Source organism: Longicatena caecimuris, from assembly GCF_004341945.1.
Classification (GTDB): domain Bacteria; phylum Bacillota_I; class Bacilli_A; order Erysipelotrichales; family Erysipelotrichaceae; genus Longicatena; species Longicatena caecimuris.
In genome coordinates, this window is record NZ_SMBP01000011.1 from 64,920 (window position 1) to 83,002 (window position 18,083).

14 protein-coding genes are annotated in these 18,083 nt (G+C 41.3%); all 14 read right to left on the reverse strand.

Going from position 1 to position 18,083, the window contains the following annotated elements:
* Nucleotides 1-14: 14 nt before the first annotated feature.
* Complete coding sequence (locus tag EDD61_RS07835; RefSeq protein ID WP_128125158.1) at nt 15-791, reverse strand: CpsB/CapC family capsule biosynthesis tyrosine phosphatase; 777 nt, start codon at nt 789-791, stop codon at nt 15-17.
* Between the two features lie 311 nt (nt 792-1,102).
* Nucleotides 1,103-1,726 carry a DUF47 domain-containing protein gene (locus tag EDD61_RS07840; protein ID WP_128125159.1) on the reverse strand — a complete coding sequence of 208 codons (624 nt, stop codon included), beginning with the start codon at nt 1,724-1,726 and terminating at the stop codon, nt 1,103-1,105.
* 105 nt (nt 1,727-1,831) lie between these two features.
* Nucleotides 1,832-3,298, reverse strand: a complete 1,467-nt coding sequence (locus EDD61_RS07845; protein ID WP_128125160.1) for a S41 family peptidase — start codon at nt 3,296-3,298, stop codon at nt 1,832-1,834.
* 68 nt (nt 3,299-3,366) lie between these two features.
* Nucleotides 3,367-4,248 (reverse strand): SIR2 family NAD-dependent protein deacylase, encoded by an 882-nt coding sequence (locus EDD61_RS07850; RefSeq protein ID WP_128125161.1) that lies wholly within the window; start codon nt 4,246-4,248, stop codon nt 3,367-3,369.
* Nucleotides 4,196-4,966 carry a protein-ADP-ribose hydrolase gene (locus EDD61_RS07855; protein ID WP_128125162.1) on the reverse strand — a complete coding sequence of 257 codons (771 nt, stop codon included), beginning with the start codon at nt 4,964-4,966 and terminating at the stop codon, nt 4,196-4,198. The genes EDD61_RS07850 and EDD61_RS07855 overlap by 53 nt, the downstream gene beginning before the upstream one ends.
* A gap of 161 nt (nt 4,967-5,127) precedes the next feature.
* Entirely contained in the window at nt 5,128-8,340 is a 3,213-nt protein-coding gene (carB, locus tag EDD61_RS07860) for a carbamoyl-phosphate synthase large subunit (RefSeq protein WP_132224909.1), read from the reverse strand.
* 1 nt (nt 8,341) lies between these two features.
* Nucleotides 8,342-9,418, reverse strand: coding sequence for a carbamoyl phosphate synthase small subunit (locus EDD61_RS07865; protein ID WP_008687806.1), 1,077 nt, complete (start codon nt 9,416-9,418; stop codon nt 8,342-8,344).
* Nucleotides 9,419-9,520: 102 nt separating this feature from the next.
* The gene (gene pyrE / locus EDD61_RS07870) at nt 9,521-10,159 is read right to left on the reverse strand and encodes an orotate phosphoribosyltransferase (protein ID WP_008687805.1); all 639 of its coding nucleotides are present in this window, start codon (nt 10,157-10,159) and stop codon (nt 9,521-9,523) included.
* Between the two features lies 1 nt (nt 10,160).
* Nucleotides 10,161-10,862: an orotidine-5'-phosphate decarboxylase gene (pyrF, locus tag EDD61_RS07875; protein ID WP_008687803.1), complete on the reverse strand. Its 702-nt coding sequence runs from the start codon at nt 10,860-10,862 to the stop codon at nt 10,161-10,163.
* On the reverse strand, nt 10,862-11,770 hold the full coding sequence (locus EDD61_RS07880; RefSeq protein WP_132224911.1) for a dihydroorotate dehydrogenase: 909 nt from the start codon (nt 11,768-11,770) through the stop codon (nt 10,862-10,864). The genes pyrF and EDD61_RS07880 overlap by 1 nt, the downstream gene beginning before the upstream one ends.
* Nucleotides 11,770-12,513, reverse strand: a complete 744-nt coding sequence (locus EDD61_RS07885; protein ID WP_128125165.1) for a dihydroorotate dehydrogenase electron transfer subunit — start codon at nt 12,511-12,513, stop codon at nt 11,770-11,772. Before EDD61_RS07885 ends, EDD61_RS07880 begins: the two co-directional genes overlap by 1 nt.
* Before the next feature lies 1 nt (nt 12,514).
* Nucleotides 12,515-15,715, reverse strand: a complete 3,201-nt coding sequence (gene carB, locus EDD61_RS07890; RefSeq protein WP_132224913.1) for a carbamoyl-phosphate synthase large subunit — start codon at nt 15,713-15,715, stop codon at nt 12,515-12,517.
* A 1-nt stretch (nt 15,716) separates the two neighbouring features.
* Entirely contained in the window at nt 15,717-16,796 is a 1,080-nt protein-coding gene (locus tag EDD61_RS07895) for a glutamine-hydrolyzing carbamoyl-phosphate synthase small subunit (RefSeq protein WP_128125166.1), read from the reverse strand.
* Nucleotides 16,793-18,079, reverse strand: a complete 1,287-nt coding sequence (locus EDD61_RS07900; RefSeq protein WP_128125167.1) for a dihydroorotase — start codon at nt 18,077-18,079, stop codon at nt 16,793-16,795. Before EDD61_RS07900 ends, EDD61_RS07895 begins: the two co-directional genes overlap by 4 nt.
* Between the last annotated feature and the right edge of the window lie 4 nt (nt 18,080-18,083).

Sequence of the window (18,083 nt, forward strand, 5' to 3'; positions counted from 1 at the left end):
CACCTTAATAACTCCTATAAATGAAAAAAGCGACTTTTTTTATGACCGAAATAATCGGTTTCCAATTCTTCATGATGTACAACATGCAAAGGATTTCGATAACATAAACAATCACATACATCCTCACCACAAATCTTCAAAGCTTCTTTATAAGCTGCCTGAAACATCATCTGTCTTCTTCCTGCATCGTGATGAGCATCTGATGCGATAAAGTGACAAAGATTTCGATGTAACAACTTCTTAGCATGTTTCTGACACGTCTTACCAAAACAGCCACAAATACTTGATGCGTTGATTTGCAAATAGCACCCTAATTCCACCCATCTTTGGATCCTTTCTATATCTAGCTTTTGGGGAAAATAACGTTCAATATGTGCGATGATCGGAACATATCCTGCAAGTATCAGTTCATATAGTCGTTCTTCCACCATAAACTCATCACCAAGTTCATTCCTGCATGAAAATTCACATAAGACATAATCTGAACCTGCTAATGTAAGCATTTGCTTTTTTGGCAAACTTTTCGCAAAATCAGTATTTAATAAAAATTCACATCCACAGTATCCTTGTATGCCATATTGTTTTGCTAGATCAATACACTCTTGAAGACGATGTTTCATGAATGTCATGGACATTACCGTGTCTTCTCTTTCACAATAATGTGGTGTAAAAATAACGCGTTCTATATGCTCTTTCACACAACTCTGAAGACACTTATTGGTTTCTTCCAGTGATTGCGAACCATCATCTAACCCCCAACACATATGATTATGTATATCAATAAATCTCATAGGGTGCTCCTTTAATATCTTTAAAATATCGTGGCGATATCTATTATGTTATACTTTTTTGAATATGTCGTTTTTATTGTGTATTCTATAGATTTATGCAAATAAAGTACAAAAAAAAGGCGATTTCCTAAGAAATCACCACTATGCAACAAGGTATAACTAATTGTATACAACCATTGATATAATACTCCTAAAACCTCATCTTGTAAATATTATTTCCAATTTTTGGAAATTTTTGTTTATCTTTTACAAAAAAACCAGCATGCTTAGGATATGATGTCATATCCTATCAAACTGGTTTTGTTAATTTATTATGCGTGTTTTAAAACTACACTTTCTACTAAATGTCCAATTTTCTCACAAGAATCACAAGCTAATTCCATGCGATCATAAATAGATTTCCAACGAATCACTTCTACTGGATCAAGGACATCGCTAAACAATTCTCTGGTCGCTTTGGCGAACAAAGTATCGCCTTGCCCTTCCAGATGATTCACCCGCTTGATACAATCCATAATATTATTGTTGTACTGAATCTTTTCAAATTCCTTCATCATTTCACGAACCGCATCACAGCACATGACAATGACCTTTCCATACGCCATGGCTGCTTCTTGTACTTCTTTCACATTATAGATATAAAGGCCGATAGAAACATCTTCCACCATATCCACCATATCATCCAACGCATTACTTAACGCCACAATATCTTCGCGATCCATAGGAGGACGCGAATCTTTTGCTAATACGGTCATAATTTCATGACGACGTAAATCAGCCTCATGCTCAATGCGATGCATTTTCTGTAAATGTACATTAATGGCATTCGGTTGGTAGTCTTTCATCATCTTCATCAATTCAAAAGCCGCCTGATAAGCACATTCTGTCATCAGTTGATATGCCTGAAAATAGTTGTACTTTTTCTTTTTGATCATTCTCATATACCTCTTTATCTATCCCAATTTCCTGATGAAAGGAAATCTTAGAATATTCTATCATAAACGCATATACTATACAATCTGATTCACTCAAAATATGTACTAATTTAAAAGTTCTTTCACATATTTCAATACATCTTTACCCTGAACCCAAATATCCGGAGAAATCCCCTCATATTCACTGGCATACGCTTCAGGAAAGTCCCCATATAAATTTCCAAACATGATCTGCAAACCACTTTTATCTAAATAAAAAGTTGACATCGCACTGCCACTAATTGCTCCTGCGCTCGGCATTCCAATAAAGATCACATTTTCCATCGTATGCAATTCATCTATCAGCATTTCACTGGCGGATGCACTGGTTTCATCTTGCAAGACCAATAACATACTTTTATTCTCAATCAGCTTTTTTCCCATATAAGGCTCTTCTATGTATAATAAGTTATCATGTTTCTGATAATTGCCATCTTCTAATAAAGATGCTAAGGATTGATCAGTTTCCTCATCCATCAGCTGTTTGAACTTTTCTTCATGCAATGGCAGTCGCAGTATTCGTGTTCCATAACCACTTATGCGCTGTTTGGCATAGCTATGCGACCACGCATAACTCAACATTGCATTACCTCCGGGATTGCCCCGTAAATCTAAAATGGCAAGCGGTTTTTGGGAGAATTGCGCTGCCCTTGCTAAAAAAGTTTCGGCATATTGTGCATACGTATCACTGGCTCTGGGATATATCATTTTTGTAATATGCAGATAAGGAATACCTTGCACGATTTTTTCTGTAAGAATATCCTCACTACGCTTCATCTGTTCCACTTTTTCCATAGCTACCTTACGCTCACTTCCATCTGCATAGCGCATGGATAAGTGCGTAATGTTTTTTCTGCTTCGATAAAACAGTTGATAAGAAATGCTGCCATCCTTATGCAAGACAGGCTTTAAATATGCCGCAAGATCTGCATCCTTATGGATACGCACAATGCGTTTTTGATTAGATTGATCATAATAACCATCCTTCTTTTTCACATATGCCTTTTTTTGATAGTGTACCCCTTGTTCGCAATACATGGTATAGCTTTCATGCAAAGGCTCAAAATCAATTTGAAAATGAACATCTTCGATAAAAGAAAGTTGTTTTCTTAATACTTCACCTAACACTGTTTTCTTAATCTTTGCGTATTTCTTTATCTGTTTATCTACCATTTGCTTTGCTTCTTGGAAGCGCGCATCTCCATATATAGGATATTTCCCATACAATGCCTTCAAAGTAAAGAAAACATCTTCTACATCCTGTAGGGCTTCTTGCTGTGTCACACTTTCTTCACCATTCGTTTTTGCCCCATGTGCAATGACATAATCCATTGCTCGATAATACGCTTCACTGCTATTGGCATATGGTGAAAAAGCATCGGTTTGTATCGGATTTGGGATAATTTGTGCATGCGCTGCATTGACATATTTCTTATACTCCTGCAACACCTGGGGTACTTTTTCATCTTTTACTTTCGCTGTACAGGCACTCAAGCATAACACACAGCATAAACAGACCCATAATTTTCTCATCGTTTTCCTACTCCTTTTTATTCCATATCTATAGCCTTTTTATACCTTGATCAACAAATTGTTCTTCCCTATGTTTGAACGTATGCTTTTATTTCTTTTAACACAGACGCAATATCCTTTTCAATTACGAGTGATTGTTTTGCCAACTGCATGGGACAATATGCTTCCAATTGGTTGATGATAACATAATATGCCTGTGGATTTTCATGAACGAATTGCCAAAAAGGATATTTAATGATGCCCGGAGTATTATTCCCTACTCCTAATTCTAAATATACAATGTGATCATCTTTATGCTGCTTGAGAAATTGCTGATATCGTTTTTGTGCGGCATGCCAACCTGCATCCTCACAAAAATTAGCATCACAGCGTAGATTTACTGTCATAGGAGCATGGCAATAGGGACAATAAGGAATCAATTCTTTGGGAATGCAACGCTTTTTTTGCTGCATAACCATCTGCCGTATCACTTTCTCATTATCATACGTCTTGGCATGACAATTGCGTGAACATTGAAATAAGCCATAATCGCCCTGGGTATAAAATAACCGTTCTTTCGCAAATCCATGCAATTGAAACTGATGATCCACATTCGTCGTAATGACAAAATAATCCTTATCTTTGACAAGGGATAACAGATCTGCATAGACCGTATTTACCTGAGCAGCATAGCGATTATGATAAATATGTCGGCTCCAATATCCCCAATATTCTTCCAATGTCGCAAAAGGATAAAACCCTGCTTCATACATATTAGTAAAATGATAAGCATCTATAAAGTCTTGAAAATAACGACGAAACCGTTCACCATCATAACGCAAACCGGCTGCGGTAGATAAGCCAGCTCCGGCACCTATTAAGATTGCATCTGCCTCTTGTAACAGCGCATGCAGCTTTTCAATGTTGGAGATAGGTTTGATAAATGCGTTCGTCTTCGTCTTTAAATACATTAAAGATCACCTTCATTTCATAATTGGTTTCTTGTAAATAGGTTTTCACCGTATGAATAGCAATAGCGGCGGCTTCATCATTAGGAAAATGAAAAACCCCAGTGGATATGCAACAAAATGCGATGGAAGTCAGATGATACTGTTGTGCTAAGCTAAGACAAGAGCGATAGCAAGCTGCCAGTTGTTGCTTCTGCGTATCTGTGACATGTCCATATACGATAGGACCTACCGTATGCAATACATAGGTTGCCGGAAGATGATATCCTTTGGTTATCTTAGCTTTTCCTACAGGCTCTTCCTGCCTTTGTTTTCGCATGATGGCAGCACACTCCTGACGTAATTCTATACCGGCAAAAGTATGAATGGCATTGTCAATGCAACCATGACAAGGTTGAAAACATCCTAACAATTGTGCATTCGCAGCATTCACGATTGCATCCGCTTGTATTCTTGTGATATCACCTTTCCATAAATAAAGATTCTTATCATAAGCCTGCATTTGCGCTATGGTAACGATACCCTTTTGGTGTTTTATTGCTTCTAACACTGCCTTTTCATGGTATAAAAAAGCATCAGATACCGGCTTCGGTTCTCTTACATTCACTAAAGAGCGATATAGTCGGAAACATTCTTCTTCCTGTTGCGGCATGGAAATGTCCCTATAAGCTTCATTTTCTTCTAATAGATATTTGATAAGCCATTGTAAATGTTCTTGCATATGATCACTTGCCTTTCTTTATGTAATCATAACGCGTTTCATAGCATTTGCAAAGCAAGCAGTTTATAAGTTCGCCATTATAAACAAACCTGCGTTAGAATCAATATACAAAAGGTGTCACATCAGACACCTTTTGTATTCCTGTGTTTTTTATTCGCATATCAACATGCATCGGCTAATTCATTCATCGAAATCGTGGTAAAATTCATTGATTCTAGCACCTTCAACATCGCATTGGCAGTATCGAAGCTGGTAAAACAGCTCACACTGTTTTCTGCTGCTACACGGCGTATCAAGAAGCCATCCATAGTCACTTCTTTCTTTTGTGACATGGTATTGATGACATAATTGACATAACCTTTACGGATGACATCTAACACATTCTCCATGGCTTCCTCATGCGCATCAATTTTCTGCACGGTTTTCACATATAAACCATGTGCTTGTAAGTAATCAGCTGTTCCTTTGGTTGCCAGTATGCCATATCCGATGGCTGAGAAGCGTTTGGCTATCAAAAGTCCTTCTTCTTTGTCCTCATCGGCGATGGTCAATAAGACATTGCCATGTGTAGGAATCTTTACACCACTTGCCAACAATGCTTTATATAAGGCTTTTTCCAGTGTTACATCTCCTCCCAAAGCTTCACCGGTGGATTTCATTTCCGGACCTAATACGGTATCAACACTGCGCAGCTTAGCAAACGAGAAGACCGGTGCTTTGACAAAGACACGTTGACTTTCTGGTCGTATACCTTCTGTATAGCCCTGTTCTTTTAAAGAATGACCAAGTGCACAGCGTGTTGCCACATGACTCATAGGTACTCCGGTAATCTTGGATAAGAACGGTACGGTACGAGAAGAGCGTGGATTTACTTCAAGGACATAGACCTGTTCTGCTTTATCGATGATAAATTGAATATTATATAAACCAATGAAATGGAAACCTTTGCCGATACGAATCGCATAATCCACGATCGTATCTTTCACCTTTTGTGAAACGGTTTGCGCTGGATAGACCGAAATGGAATCTCCGGAGTGAATACCGGCACGTTCGATATGCTCCATGATACCGGGAATATACACCTGCTCACCATCACAGATAGCATCAATTTCCATTTCTTTTCCCACAATATATTTATCTACCAAGATAGGCGCATCGTGGCTGATTTCTTTTACCGCCGTTGCCATATATATCTTTAAATCAGCATCGTTATGCACGATTTCCATAGCACGGCCGCCAAGTACATAGCTTGGACGCACCAGCACCGGATAACCGATCTTATTCGCAATGACTAAGGCTTCTTCAACCGTCACGGCGGTTTCCCCGGTTGGCTGTGGAATATTCAGCTTATGCAGCATTTTTTCAAATGCATGTCGATCTTCGGCACGATCGATGTTTTCTAAGGACGTACCTAAAATCTTTACCCCGCGTTTTACGAGCTGATCGGCTAAGTTGATAGCCGTCTGCCCACCAAATTGGACAATAACCCCTAAAGGCTGTTCTAAATCAACCACATGCATAACATCCTCAATGGTTAATGGTTCAAAATACAATTTATCAGAGATAGAGAAATCGGTGGATACTGTTTCCGGATTGTTGTTGATAACGATGGCTTCATAACCACATTCACGCAAGGTCATGACACAATGAACCGTCGCATAATCAAATTCAACACCCTGTCCGATACGAATCGGTCCACTGCCTAATACGATGATTTTTTGACGATCACTGCGTATAGATTCATTTTCATCTTCATAAGTGGAATAAAAATATGGTGTAGCACTCGCAAATTCCGCAGCGCAAGTATCTACCATCTTATACACCGGACAAATACCGTGTTGTTTTCGCAAGTCATAAACAGCTTTTTCTTCCATGCCCCAACTACGAGCTATAAAACTATCCGCGAAGCCACAGCGTTTGATTTCCCATAAGATTTGAATATCCTTTGGATGTTGTTTCATACGTTCTTCTAAGGCGATGATGTGGGCAAATTTTTCTAAAAAGAAGGTATCGATCTTGGTAATATCATGAATGCGTGACAAGCTTTCTTTTCTTCGCAACAATTCGGCAATACCAAACATGCGCTGATCATCTTTTATCGCAATGCTATTCCACAGCTCTTCCTTTGCTTTTTCTTTGCTTTCTTTATTTTCGATATGATCACATTTCATTTCCAGTGAGCGTATCGCCTTTAAGAAGCTTTCTTCAAAACATCTTCCAATTGCCATAACTTCCCCGGTTGCCTTCATCTGGGTACCTAAACGACGATCGGCATGAGGGAATTTATCAAAAGGGAAACGTGGCAGCTTCGTGACAACATAATCTAACGCCGGTTCAAAACAAGCATAGCTGGTATTGGTAATTGGATTGATGATTTCATCTAAGGTAAGACCTACCGCAATTTTCGCTGCGATTTTGGCAATCGGATAACCGGTTGCTTTTGAAGCCAGCGCACTGGAACGTGATACCCGAGGATTTACTTCAATGATGTAATATTTAAAAGATGCAGGATCCAAAGCTAACTGCACATTACAGCCACCGCAGATCTTTAAAGCGCGGATAATCTTTAAACTGGCATTGCGCAGCATCTGATGCTCACGATCACTCAATGTCTGTACCGGTGCTACGACCATTGAATCTCCTGTATGTATTCCCACCGGATCGATATTTTCCATATTGCAGACGACGATGGCATTATCATGTGCATCCCGCATGACCTCATATTCGATTTCCTTAAAACCGGCAATACTACGTTCAATTAAGCATTGCTGTACCGGAGAAAGTTTTAGACCATTTTCGGTGATGATACGTAGTTCTTCTTCTGTATCCACAAAGCCACCACCGGTTCCTCCTAAGGTATAAGCAGGACGTACAACAAGCGGATAGCCAATCGTTTGGGCAAAGGCAAGTGCTTCTTCTACAGTATGAACAATGGCACTTTCCGGTACCGGTTCTTTGATTTCATACATCAATTCACGGAATAATTCACGATCTTCCGCCTGGTTGATAGCGGTTAAATCAGTACCTAAGATTTCTACACCATATGCATCCAGAATTCCTGAATTGGCTAGCTCTACCACCAGATTCAAACCAGTCTGTCCACCCAAGCTTCCTAAGATAGCATCAGGACGTTCCTTATAAATGATGCGGCTGGCAAATTCAACAGTCAAAGGTTCCATGTATACGCGATCGGCAATCGCGGTATCTGTCATGATCGTTGCCGGATTAGAATTGATCAATATGACTTCATAACCTTCTTCTTTTAAAGATTGGCATGCCTGAGAACCGGCATAATCAAATTCCGCCGCCTGGCCAATGACGATTGGACCAGAACCAATCACCATGATTTTTTTAATATCTGTACGCTTTGGCATATTACACACGCTCCTTTTCCATCAGTTCCATAAATTGGTCGAATAAATAATTGCTGTCTTCCGGTCCGGGAGCAGCTTCCGGATGATATTGTACACTGAAGATCGGATAGCGCTGATGACGCACACCTTCCACACTTTTATCATTTAAGGCTTGATGACTCATCACCAGTTCGCTATTTTCCAAACTTTCCGCTTCTACTGCATAGCCATGATTCTGTGATGTCATTTCAACTTTGCCGGTTGCTAAATTCATGACCGGATGATTACAACCACGATGTCCGAATTTCAACTTCACGGTATTGGCTCCACAGGCTAAGGCAATCAGCTGATGTCCTAAACAAATTCCAAAGATGACGACCTTTCCCATCAATTCTCGTATGGTCTGTATCGCAACTTGCATATCCTTAGGATCACCAGGACCATTGCTGAGCATTACCCCATCCGGATGCAAGGCTAAGATGGCTTCTGCACTTGTATCGTATGGCATAACGATCAAATCACAATGACGTTTTGATAATTCACGAATGATGCCATGCTTAGCACCAAAATCCAACAATACGACCTTTTTCCCTCGTGATGGAATCGGAAAAGGTTTTTGCGTGGATACACGCGCCACTTGATCATGCAGATACGGTGTTGCTTTTAACATCTTTACCGTTTCCTCAACATTCGCATCTGAATCTGCCAAAATGGCCCGCATCGTTCCACTGTTGCGCAGTTTGCGAGTGATTGCTCTGGTATCCACACCGGCAATGCCTGGAATATGTTTTTGTTTTAAAAAGGTATCTAAGCTCATATCCCCGCGAAAATTGCTAGGTGTTTCACAGTATTCTCTGACCACAAAGCCAAAGACAGCGGGATCCAAACTTTCAAAATCATCTCGATTGATGCCATAATTTCCAATGAGCGGATAGGTCATCAAAACGATTTGTCCGCAATAGGATAAGTCACTCAATACCTCCTGATAACCGCTCATTCCGGTATTAAACACAAGTTCACCGACCTGATAAGTATCATCACCAAAGGCGATCCCTTCATAGACACTGCCATCTTCTAAAATTAATTTTCGTTTTTGCATAACCGTATCCTCCTGTTTGCTTGCCTTACATGTAAGGACTTACATTTCTTTTTTCCACCAAAAAGGCATAGACGCTATCAAATAGTGCTATGCCCCTTTGCTTTACTTCTTCATCCAAGATTCATCTTTTGGATCTTTTTTCCATGCTTTTAATTTTTCAAGATCATTTTCCTTGATGTACGCATTTTCTAAAGCTACATCAATCAAGACATCATAGTTACTTAATGTCTTAAAGCTGCATGCGATAGAATCAAACAATTCACTGCTTGCTGGTAACAGATAGGTAAAGATAGCCACAACACCCAATACCTCAGCACCTGCTTCACGCAAAGATAAGATGACATCCTTTACGGAACCACCGGTAGAAATTAAATCTTCTACAACAACGACTTTCGCACCTTTTTCGATCTTTCCTTCGATCTTATTTCCTTTGCCATGTGTCTTATTGGAACTACGTACATAGCCAAATGGTTTTTCCATCTTATCCGCAACCATTGCACCCCAAGGAATACCGGCAGTAGCTGTACCAACGATGACTTCTGCTTCACTGTATTCTTTCTGAATCAATTCAACAAAGCCCTGTACAACGACACTGCGTTTTTCAGGAAAGGATAATACCAAACGGTTGTCACAGTAGATGGGACTTTTAATACCGCTTGCCCAAGTGAATGGATCATTTGGCTGTAAGGATACTGCCTTAATATCTAACAGGTTTTTCGCAACTGTTTTTTCTATGCTCATCTTATTTTCCCTCCATGATTGCTTCTATTTCGTTATATGTCTTATATGGATCTTCACTCTTGGTGATACTGCGGCCTACGACGATATAGTCACAGCCTTCTTCTTTGGCAAACTGTGGAGTAGCCACACGTTTTTGATCATCCTTAGAATCAGAGCTTAAACGAATGCCTGGGGTTACCGTTAAAAAGTCAGCCCCGCATGCTTCATGAATGGCTCGTGCTTCATGCACGGAACAAACCACACCGTCTAAGCCGCTTTCCTTTGCCAATTTAGCATAGGAAATAACGACATCCTTCACATCTCCGGGAATCAACAATTCTTCATTCATAGCTTCCTGTGAAGTGCTGGTTAACTGTGTGACTGCGATACACAAAGGACGTTTGCCATTGACAGCTCCTTCGTTTAAGCCTTCCATGGCTGCCTTCATCATCGCACTGCCACCGGCCGCATGCAAGTTTACCACATCCACATCCAGCTTTGCCAGATTCTTCATTCCGTTTTTTACCGTGTTTGGAATATCGTGCAATTTCAAATCAAGAAAGATTTTATGCCCTCTTGCCTTGATTTCACGAATCATTTCAAAACCAAACGCATAGGTCAATTCCATTCCAACCTTTACATAGATAGGTTTATCAAACTTATCAAGAAAATTCATCACATCTTCTTTTTTTGAAAAATCCAATGCTACCATCGTTCTGCTCATTACTTAAAACTCCTTCCTACAGCTTCTTGTAAACTGTTTACCCCATAGGTTTCAAGAACCTTTGGCAACTCTTCAATTATTTTAACACAACAGTAAGGATCAATAAAGTTCTGCATGCCAACTTCAACAGCACTTGCCCCGGCATATAAGAATTCTAAGACATCTTCTGCTCTGGTAATACCCCCAACTCCGATGATCGGGATGTTAACAGCCTGGGCTACCTGATACACCATACGAATGGCTACCGGTTTGATAGCAGGTCCACTTAAGCCTCCGGTAACATTCGCCAAGATTGGTTTTCCGGTATGCAAATCTAAGCGCATGCCCATCATCGTATTGATCATGACCAAGCCATCGGCTCCCGCTTCTTCTACCGCTTTCGCAATCTCGACAATGTTGGTAACATTCGGAGATAATTTCACGTAGACCGGCTTATTCGCTGCTGCTTTGGCCATTTTGGTTACTTTGGCAGCCAGTTCAGGTGTTGTGCCTAAACCGATACCGCCATGTTTAACATTCGGGCAACTGATATTTAATTCATAAGCTTTAACAACCTGTGAAGCATTCAGTTTCTCAATGACCTCAACGTATTCTTCTTCACTGGCACCTGCTACATTGGCAATGATTTCCGTATCAAACTGTGCCAGCCATGGCAGTTCTTTTTCCAAGATAACATCGACACCGGGATTTTGTAAACCAATGGCATTTAACATGCCACTTGGTGTTTCCGCAACGCGTGGTGTCGGATTACCAAAACGTTTCTGTGGGGTAGCACTCTTTATCGCAATGCCTCCCAGTAAGCTTAAATCATATAATTCCGCAAATTCACGGCCAAAGCCAAAACAGCCGCTCGCTGGAATAATCGGATTCTTCAGGTTTAATCCTGGCAGTTTTACATGTAGATCCATTAGAATTCCACCTTTCCGATTGGGAATACCGGTCCTTCCTTACAGATGCGATGATATAAGTCGGCTTCTTTTTTATCCTTTGCCACACAAGCCATACATGCCCCAATACCACATGCCATACGGCTTTCAAAAGACATATATCCTTTTTGATAAGCAGCTTCTATCGCCTTTAACATCGGACGCGGACCACAGCTATAAGTAAAATCACAAGTAATGGCATGAGCCTGAATGGCATCCATGACCGTTCCTTTTACACCATAGGAGCCATCCATCGTAGCTACAACGACATGACAGCCTAAGGCTTTAAATTCCTGTTCATAGAAGATGCTGTCCTTATCATTAAATCCTAAGACAACATGTACTTCCTTACGTAACACACGATATTGTTTCGCTAATTCATACAGCGGCGGCACACCAACGCCTCCTCCGATCAATAAGACTTCATTGCGATTTTCATGAATCGGATAGCTGCTGCCTAAAGGTCCGAAGACATCAATGGTATGATGCGCATGTTTCTTAGCTAAGGCTAAAGTGCCATCGCCAACGACCTTATAGACGATAACAAAGCCATCCGCCTCAATGCTGGAGATACTGATAGGACGACGCAGCATATAGCCATCAATCTTGATATTCACAAATTGTCCGGGTTTCATATCCTTTGCCATACCTGCCGCAATTTTCATGCGGTAGGTATCTTTGGCAATTTTTTCATTACTTTGGATAATTCCTTTTTCTTCCTGCATCTTAATCCTCCAATTCGTTCATAGAAATGGTTGTGAAGGTCTGTGCCTCCAGTACACGCAGAATGGCATTTGCCGTATCCAGTGACGTGAAACAGCTGATGTTGTTTTCAGCAGCGGCACGACGAATTTCAAAGCCATCCTGATTAGCGGTCTTGGAAATGCTCATTGTGTTGATGACATAATTGATACGTCCTTTACGAATGACATCTACCACATTCTCGCCTTCTGCTTCATTTACTTTATTTACGGTACGTACATAAATACCGTTTTCTTTTAAGAGATTTGCTGTACCCTTGGTCGCATAGATACCATAGCCGATGTTTGAGAAACGCTTCGCTATCTTTAAGCCTTCCTGCTTATCCGCATCCGCAACCGTCAATAAGACATTGCCATGCAAAGGAATCTTCACTCCACTTGCCAACAGTGCCTTATATAAAGCTTTCTCTAATGTATCATCCCCACCAAGTGCTTCTCCGGTTGATTTCATTTCTGGACCTAAGGTTGTATCAACACTGCGCAGTTTGGCGAAAGAGAAGACTGGTGCTTTTACAAAGACACGTTCACCTTCTGGATGTACGCCTTCTTCATAGCCCTGTTCTTTTAAGGAATGGCCAAGTACACAGCGGGTTGCCACATAACTCATTGGTACACCGGTAATCTTAGATAAGAATGGTACGGTACGAGAAGAACGTGGATTTACTTCCAGCACATACACTTTCTCATCTTTATCAACAATGAACTGAATATTGTATAAGCCGATGAAGTGGAAACCTTTTCCGATGCGGATGGCATACTCAATGATCGTATCCTTCACCTTTTGAGAAGCTGTTGGTGCTGGATAAACGGAGATTGAGTCACCGGAATGGACACCGGCACGCTCGATATGTTCCATGATACCTGGAATATACACATGCTCACCATCACAGATAGCATCAATTTCCATCTCTTTACCAACGATATATTTATCTACCAAGATTGGGGCATCATGACTGATTTCCTTTACCGCAGTTGCCATGTATATCTTCAAGTCATCATCGTTATGCACGATTTCCATGGCACGGCCACCTAATACATAGCTTGGACGCACTAATACCGGATATCCGATTTTATTCGCGATCACCAAGGCTTCTTCTACCGTTACCGCCGTTTCTCCCATTGGTTGTGGAATATCTAGCTTATGCAGCATTTCTTCAAATTCATGACGATCTTCGGCACGGTCGATATTTTCTAAAGAAGTACCTAAGATCTTCACACCGCGTTCTACCAGCTTATCGGCTAAGTTGATAGCGGTCTGTCCACCGAACTGCACAATGACACCTAATGGCTGTTCCAGATCGATGATGTGCATAACATCTTCAATCGTCAATGGTTCAAAATATAATTTATCGGAAATGGAGTAATCCGTCGATACTGTTTCCGGATTGTTGTTAATAACGATGGCTTCATAACCACATTCACGTAAAGTCTTTACACAATGCACCGTCGCATAGTCAAATTCGACACCCTGTCCGATACGGATAGGACCACTTCCTAACACGATGATCTTCTTATTATTGCTGGAGATACTTTCGTTTTCATGCTCATACGTAGAATATAAGTATGGGGTATGGGATACATACTCTCCGGCACAGGTATCCACATTCTTATATACCGGAATGATCTGATGCTGTTTGCGCAGTTCATATACTTCACGCTCGCTCATCTCCCATTTTCTGGCGATATAGCTATCCGCAAAGCCCATTTTCTTCGCATATCGTAAGACTTCTAAATCCCCTTTATGGGCAGCGATGACTTCTTCATAGGCAACGATATTTTTGAAACGATTTAAGAAATAGCGATCCATCTTCGTTACGTTAAAGATATCCTCTACACTAGCGCCTCTTCTTAATAGAGCGGTAATGACATAGATACGTTCATCATCACTGCGTTCTAACTTCTTCCACAGCTCTTCTTCACTTAAGGCATTGACATCCTTTTGTTCCAGATGATCGGTCTTCATTTCAAGAGAACGGATGGCTTTTAAGATAGCTTCATCAAAGGTACGTCCAATGGACATGACCTCACCGGTTGCCTTCATCTGCGTACCTAAGGTACGATCCCCTTTTGGGAATTTATCAAAGGCAAAGCGTGGGAATTTCGCAACAACATAGTCGATGCATGGTTCTACACAGGCATAGCTTGTCTGCGTAACCGGATTGATGATTTCATCCAGTGTCAGACCAACCGCAACCTTCGCAGCTAGTTTGGCAATTGGATAACCGGTTGCCTTACTTGCTAAGGCACTGGAACGTGAAACACGCGGATTGACCTCGATCACATAGTATTTAAAGGAATTTGGATCTAAGGCCAACTGGACGTTACAACCACCGCAAATCTTTAAGGCGCGAATGATCTTTAAAGCAGATGCACGCATGATGCCACATTCACGATCGGTTAAGGTCTGCGTCGGTGCTACAACGATAGAATCCCCGGTATGAATACCAACTGGATCCACATTTTCCATGTTGCAGACAACGATGGCATTATCTGCATTATCACGCATAACTTCGTATTCGATTTCTTTATAGCCCGCAATGCTTTGTTCAATCAGACACTGATGTACCGGAGAAATCTTTAAACCATTATCACAAATCGTACGTAGTTCTGCTTCACTGTGCGCAAAACCACCACCGGTACCACCTAAGGTAAAGGCTGGACGTACAACAACCGGATAACCGTTTATATTTGCGAAGTCAACGGCTTCTTCAATGGTATGCACAATGACACTTTCCGGTACCGGTTCACCGATTTCATACATCAGTTCACGGAATTTATCACGGTCTTCGGCTTTTTCAATAGCATCCAATGCCGTACCTAAAACTTCCACATGGTATTCATCTAAGATGCCGCTTTCTGCCAATTCAACGACCAGATTCAAGCCGGTCTGTCCACCTAAGCTACCCAAAATAGCATCCGGACGTTCTTTATAGATGATACGGCTGGCAAATTCCAGTGTTAATGGTTCAATGTAAACACGATCCGCAATGACTGAATCGGTCATGATCGTTGCAGGGTTAGAGTTAATCAAAACGACTTCATAGCCTTCCTCACGCAAAGAGGTACAAGCCTGTGTGCCGGCATAATCAAATTCTGCCGCCTGTCCGATGACGATTGGTCCAGAACCAATCACCATGATTTTCTTAATATCTGTTCTCTTTGGCATTCTATTCAGCACTCCTTTCCTGCATCATCTTGCAGAAATCATCAAATATATAATTGCAGTCATCTGCTCCTGGAGCAGCCTCTGGTTCAAAGGAGAAAGACAGCAATGGATAAGTTTCATGTTCACAACCTTCAATCGAATTATCATTTAATGCCTTATAAGTCACGATCAAGCCGGTTCCGATAAGGGAATCTTCCGCAATCTCATAGCCATGGTTTTGCGCCGTAAACTCAATTTTATTTTTCTTTAAGTTACGTACCGGTGAACTATTGCCATGATGGCCAACCTTCATCTTAACGACTTTTGCGCCACATGCACAAGCGATCACTTCATGACCTAAACCAATGCCCAACATTGGCAGCTTGCCTAATAAAGCTTTGCAGGTTGCAATCGTTTCCGGAATATCTTCCGGTGCCCCAGGGCCACCGCTGAAGACTACACCATCCGGATGGATTGCTAAGATATCCTCAGCACTCATATTGTAAGGCACAACAACCAAGTCACAGCCACGCATGTTAAATTCACGGATGACCGCAAACTTCGTTCCGATATCCACCATGACAACCTTTGCGCCACGTGATGGAATCGGGAATGGTTTTTGCGTAGATACCTGCTGTACTCCATCATGAGGCAATTCGCTATTTTTCAGCATGGCAACAACTTCTTCCACATTTGCATCTTCATCTGCCATGATTGCCTTTAAAGTACCATGATCTCTGATCTTACGCGTAATTTCACGAGTGTCAATATCGGCAATACCCGGGATACCTTTTAATTTCATGAAGGCATCTAACGTCATATCACTGCGAAAGTTACTAGGCTCTTCACAGTATTCTTTTACAACAAAGCCAAATACCATAGGGGAAATACTTTCAAAATCATCGCGGTTGATACCGCAGTTGCCCATTGCCGGATACGTCATCATAACGATTTGTCCATAATACGATAAATCAGAAATGATTTCCTGATAACCGCTCATACCAGTCTGAAAGATCAATTCTCCCATACGATAATTGTCAGCGCCAAAAGCAATTCCTTCATACACACTGCCATCTTCTAAAATCAAGCGTCTTTTTTTCATGCGAATTCCTCCTTCTTGTGTTCATACACACAGGTTCCATTGCAGAAGGTCTGGATGACCCAGCCTGCTGCCTCTACACCGTCAAATGGTGTGTTCTTACCTTTCGAATAAAACTTGTCTTTGTCCACCTTGTGATAGCTTTCCAGATCTACAAGGATGAAATCAGCGTCATAGCCTACGGCTAATTTACCTTTGCGCTTTAAGCGGAAACGTTTTGCTACAGCTTCACTCATCCAATACACGAGCTGTCCTAAGGTAAAGCGTTTTTCTTCTTTCACAAATTTCGTATATAGTAAGGGGAAGGCGGTTTCTAAGGCGACGATGCCAAAGGGTGCCTCTTCCATACCTTTTTGTTTTTCTGCTTCTGCATGAGGGGCATGATCGTTAGCGATAAAATCAATCGTGCCATCCAGCAAGCCTTGGATCAGTGCTTGGCGATCTTCTTCGCTGCGCAGCGGTGGATTCATCTTATGGTTAGGACCTTCAACATCCATCTCATTTAGCAACAAGTGATGTGTGGTTACTTCACCACTGCAATCCACACCAAGAGCTTTATATTCTTTTAAATAGGCAACACTTTCCTTCGCGCTCATATGACACACATGATAGCGACAACCGATAGCTTTCGCTAAGTCTAAATCACGTTTCATCTGCGCATATTCACAAGCACTGGGAATCCCTAATAGATGCAGTTCTTGATTGCGAATGCCTTCATGCATACAAGCCTTTGGTCTGCGATAGCGCATATCTTCCGTATGTGCCACGATCATACCATCTACTTCCTTGCATGCCTGCATCGCTTGTTTCATCATTTCCGCTGTTGCCACACCAACACCATCATCAGAGAAAGCATGAATGCCCATGGCACTCAGTCCTTTCATATCTACGACTTCCTTGCTGGCTTCCCCTTTTGTGATACAAGCATATGGCAGTACATGAACAAGTGCATCCTGTTTGATTTTTGCTAAGTAGGCAGTCATCGTATCAACATTATCCGGATAAGGGATGACATTGGGCATCGCCATGATCGTTGTAAAACCACCATGGGCAGCTGCCTTGGTGCCGCTTTGAATCGTTTCCTTATGCGTATAACCCGGTTCTCGCAAATGCACATGTGCATCGATCAAACCTGGCAATACCGCATGTCCTGCGGCATCAATCACTTCCGCCTCAGTATCATCAATATGTTCTGCTATCTGTTTGATCCCGGTTTCATCAAAAAGCATTTCTGCTTTCTTTAACTCGTTATCCAACAGCAAATAGCCATTTTTTATCAGTTTCATATGC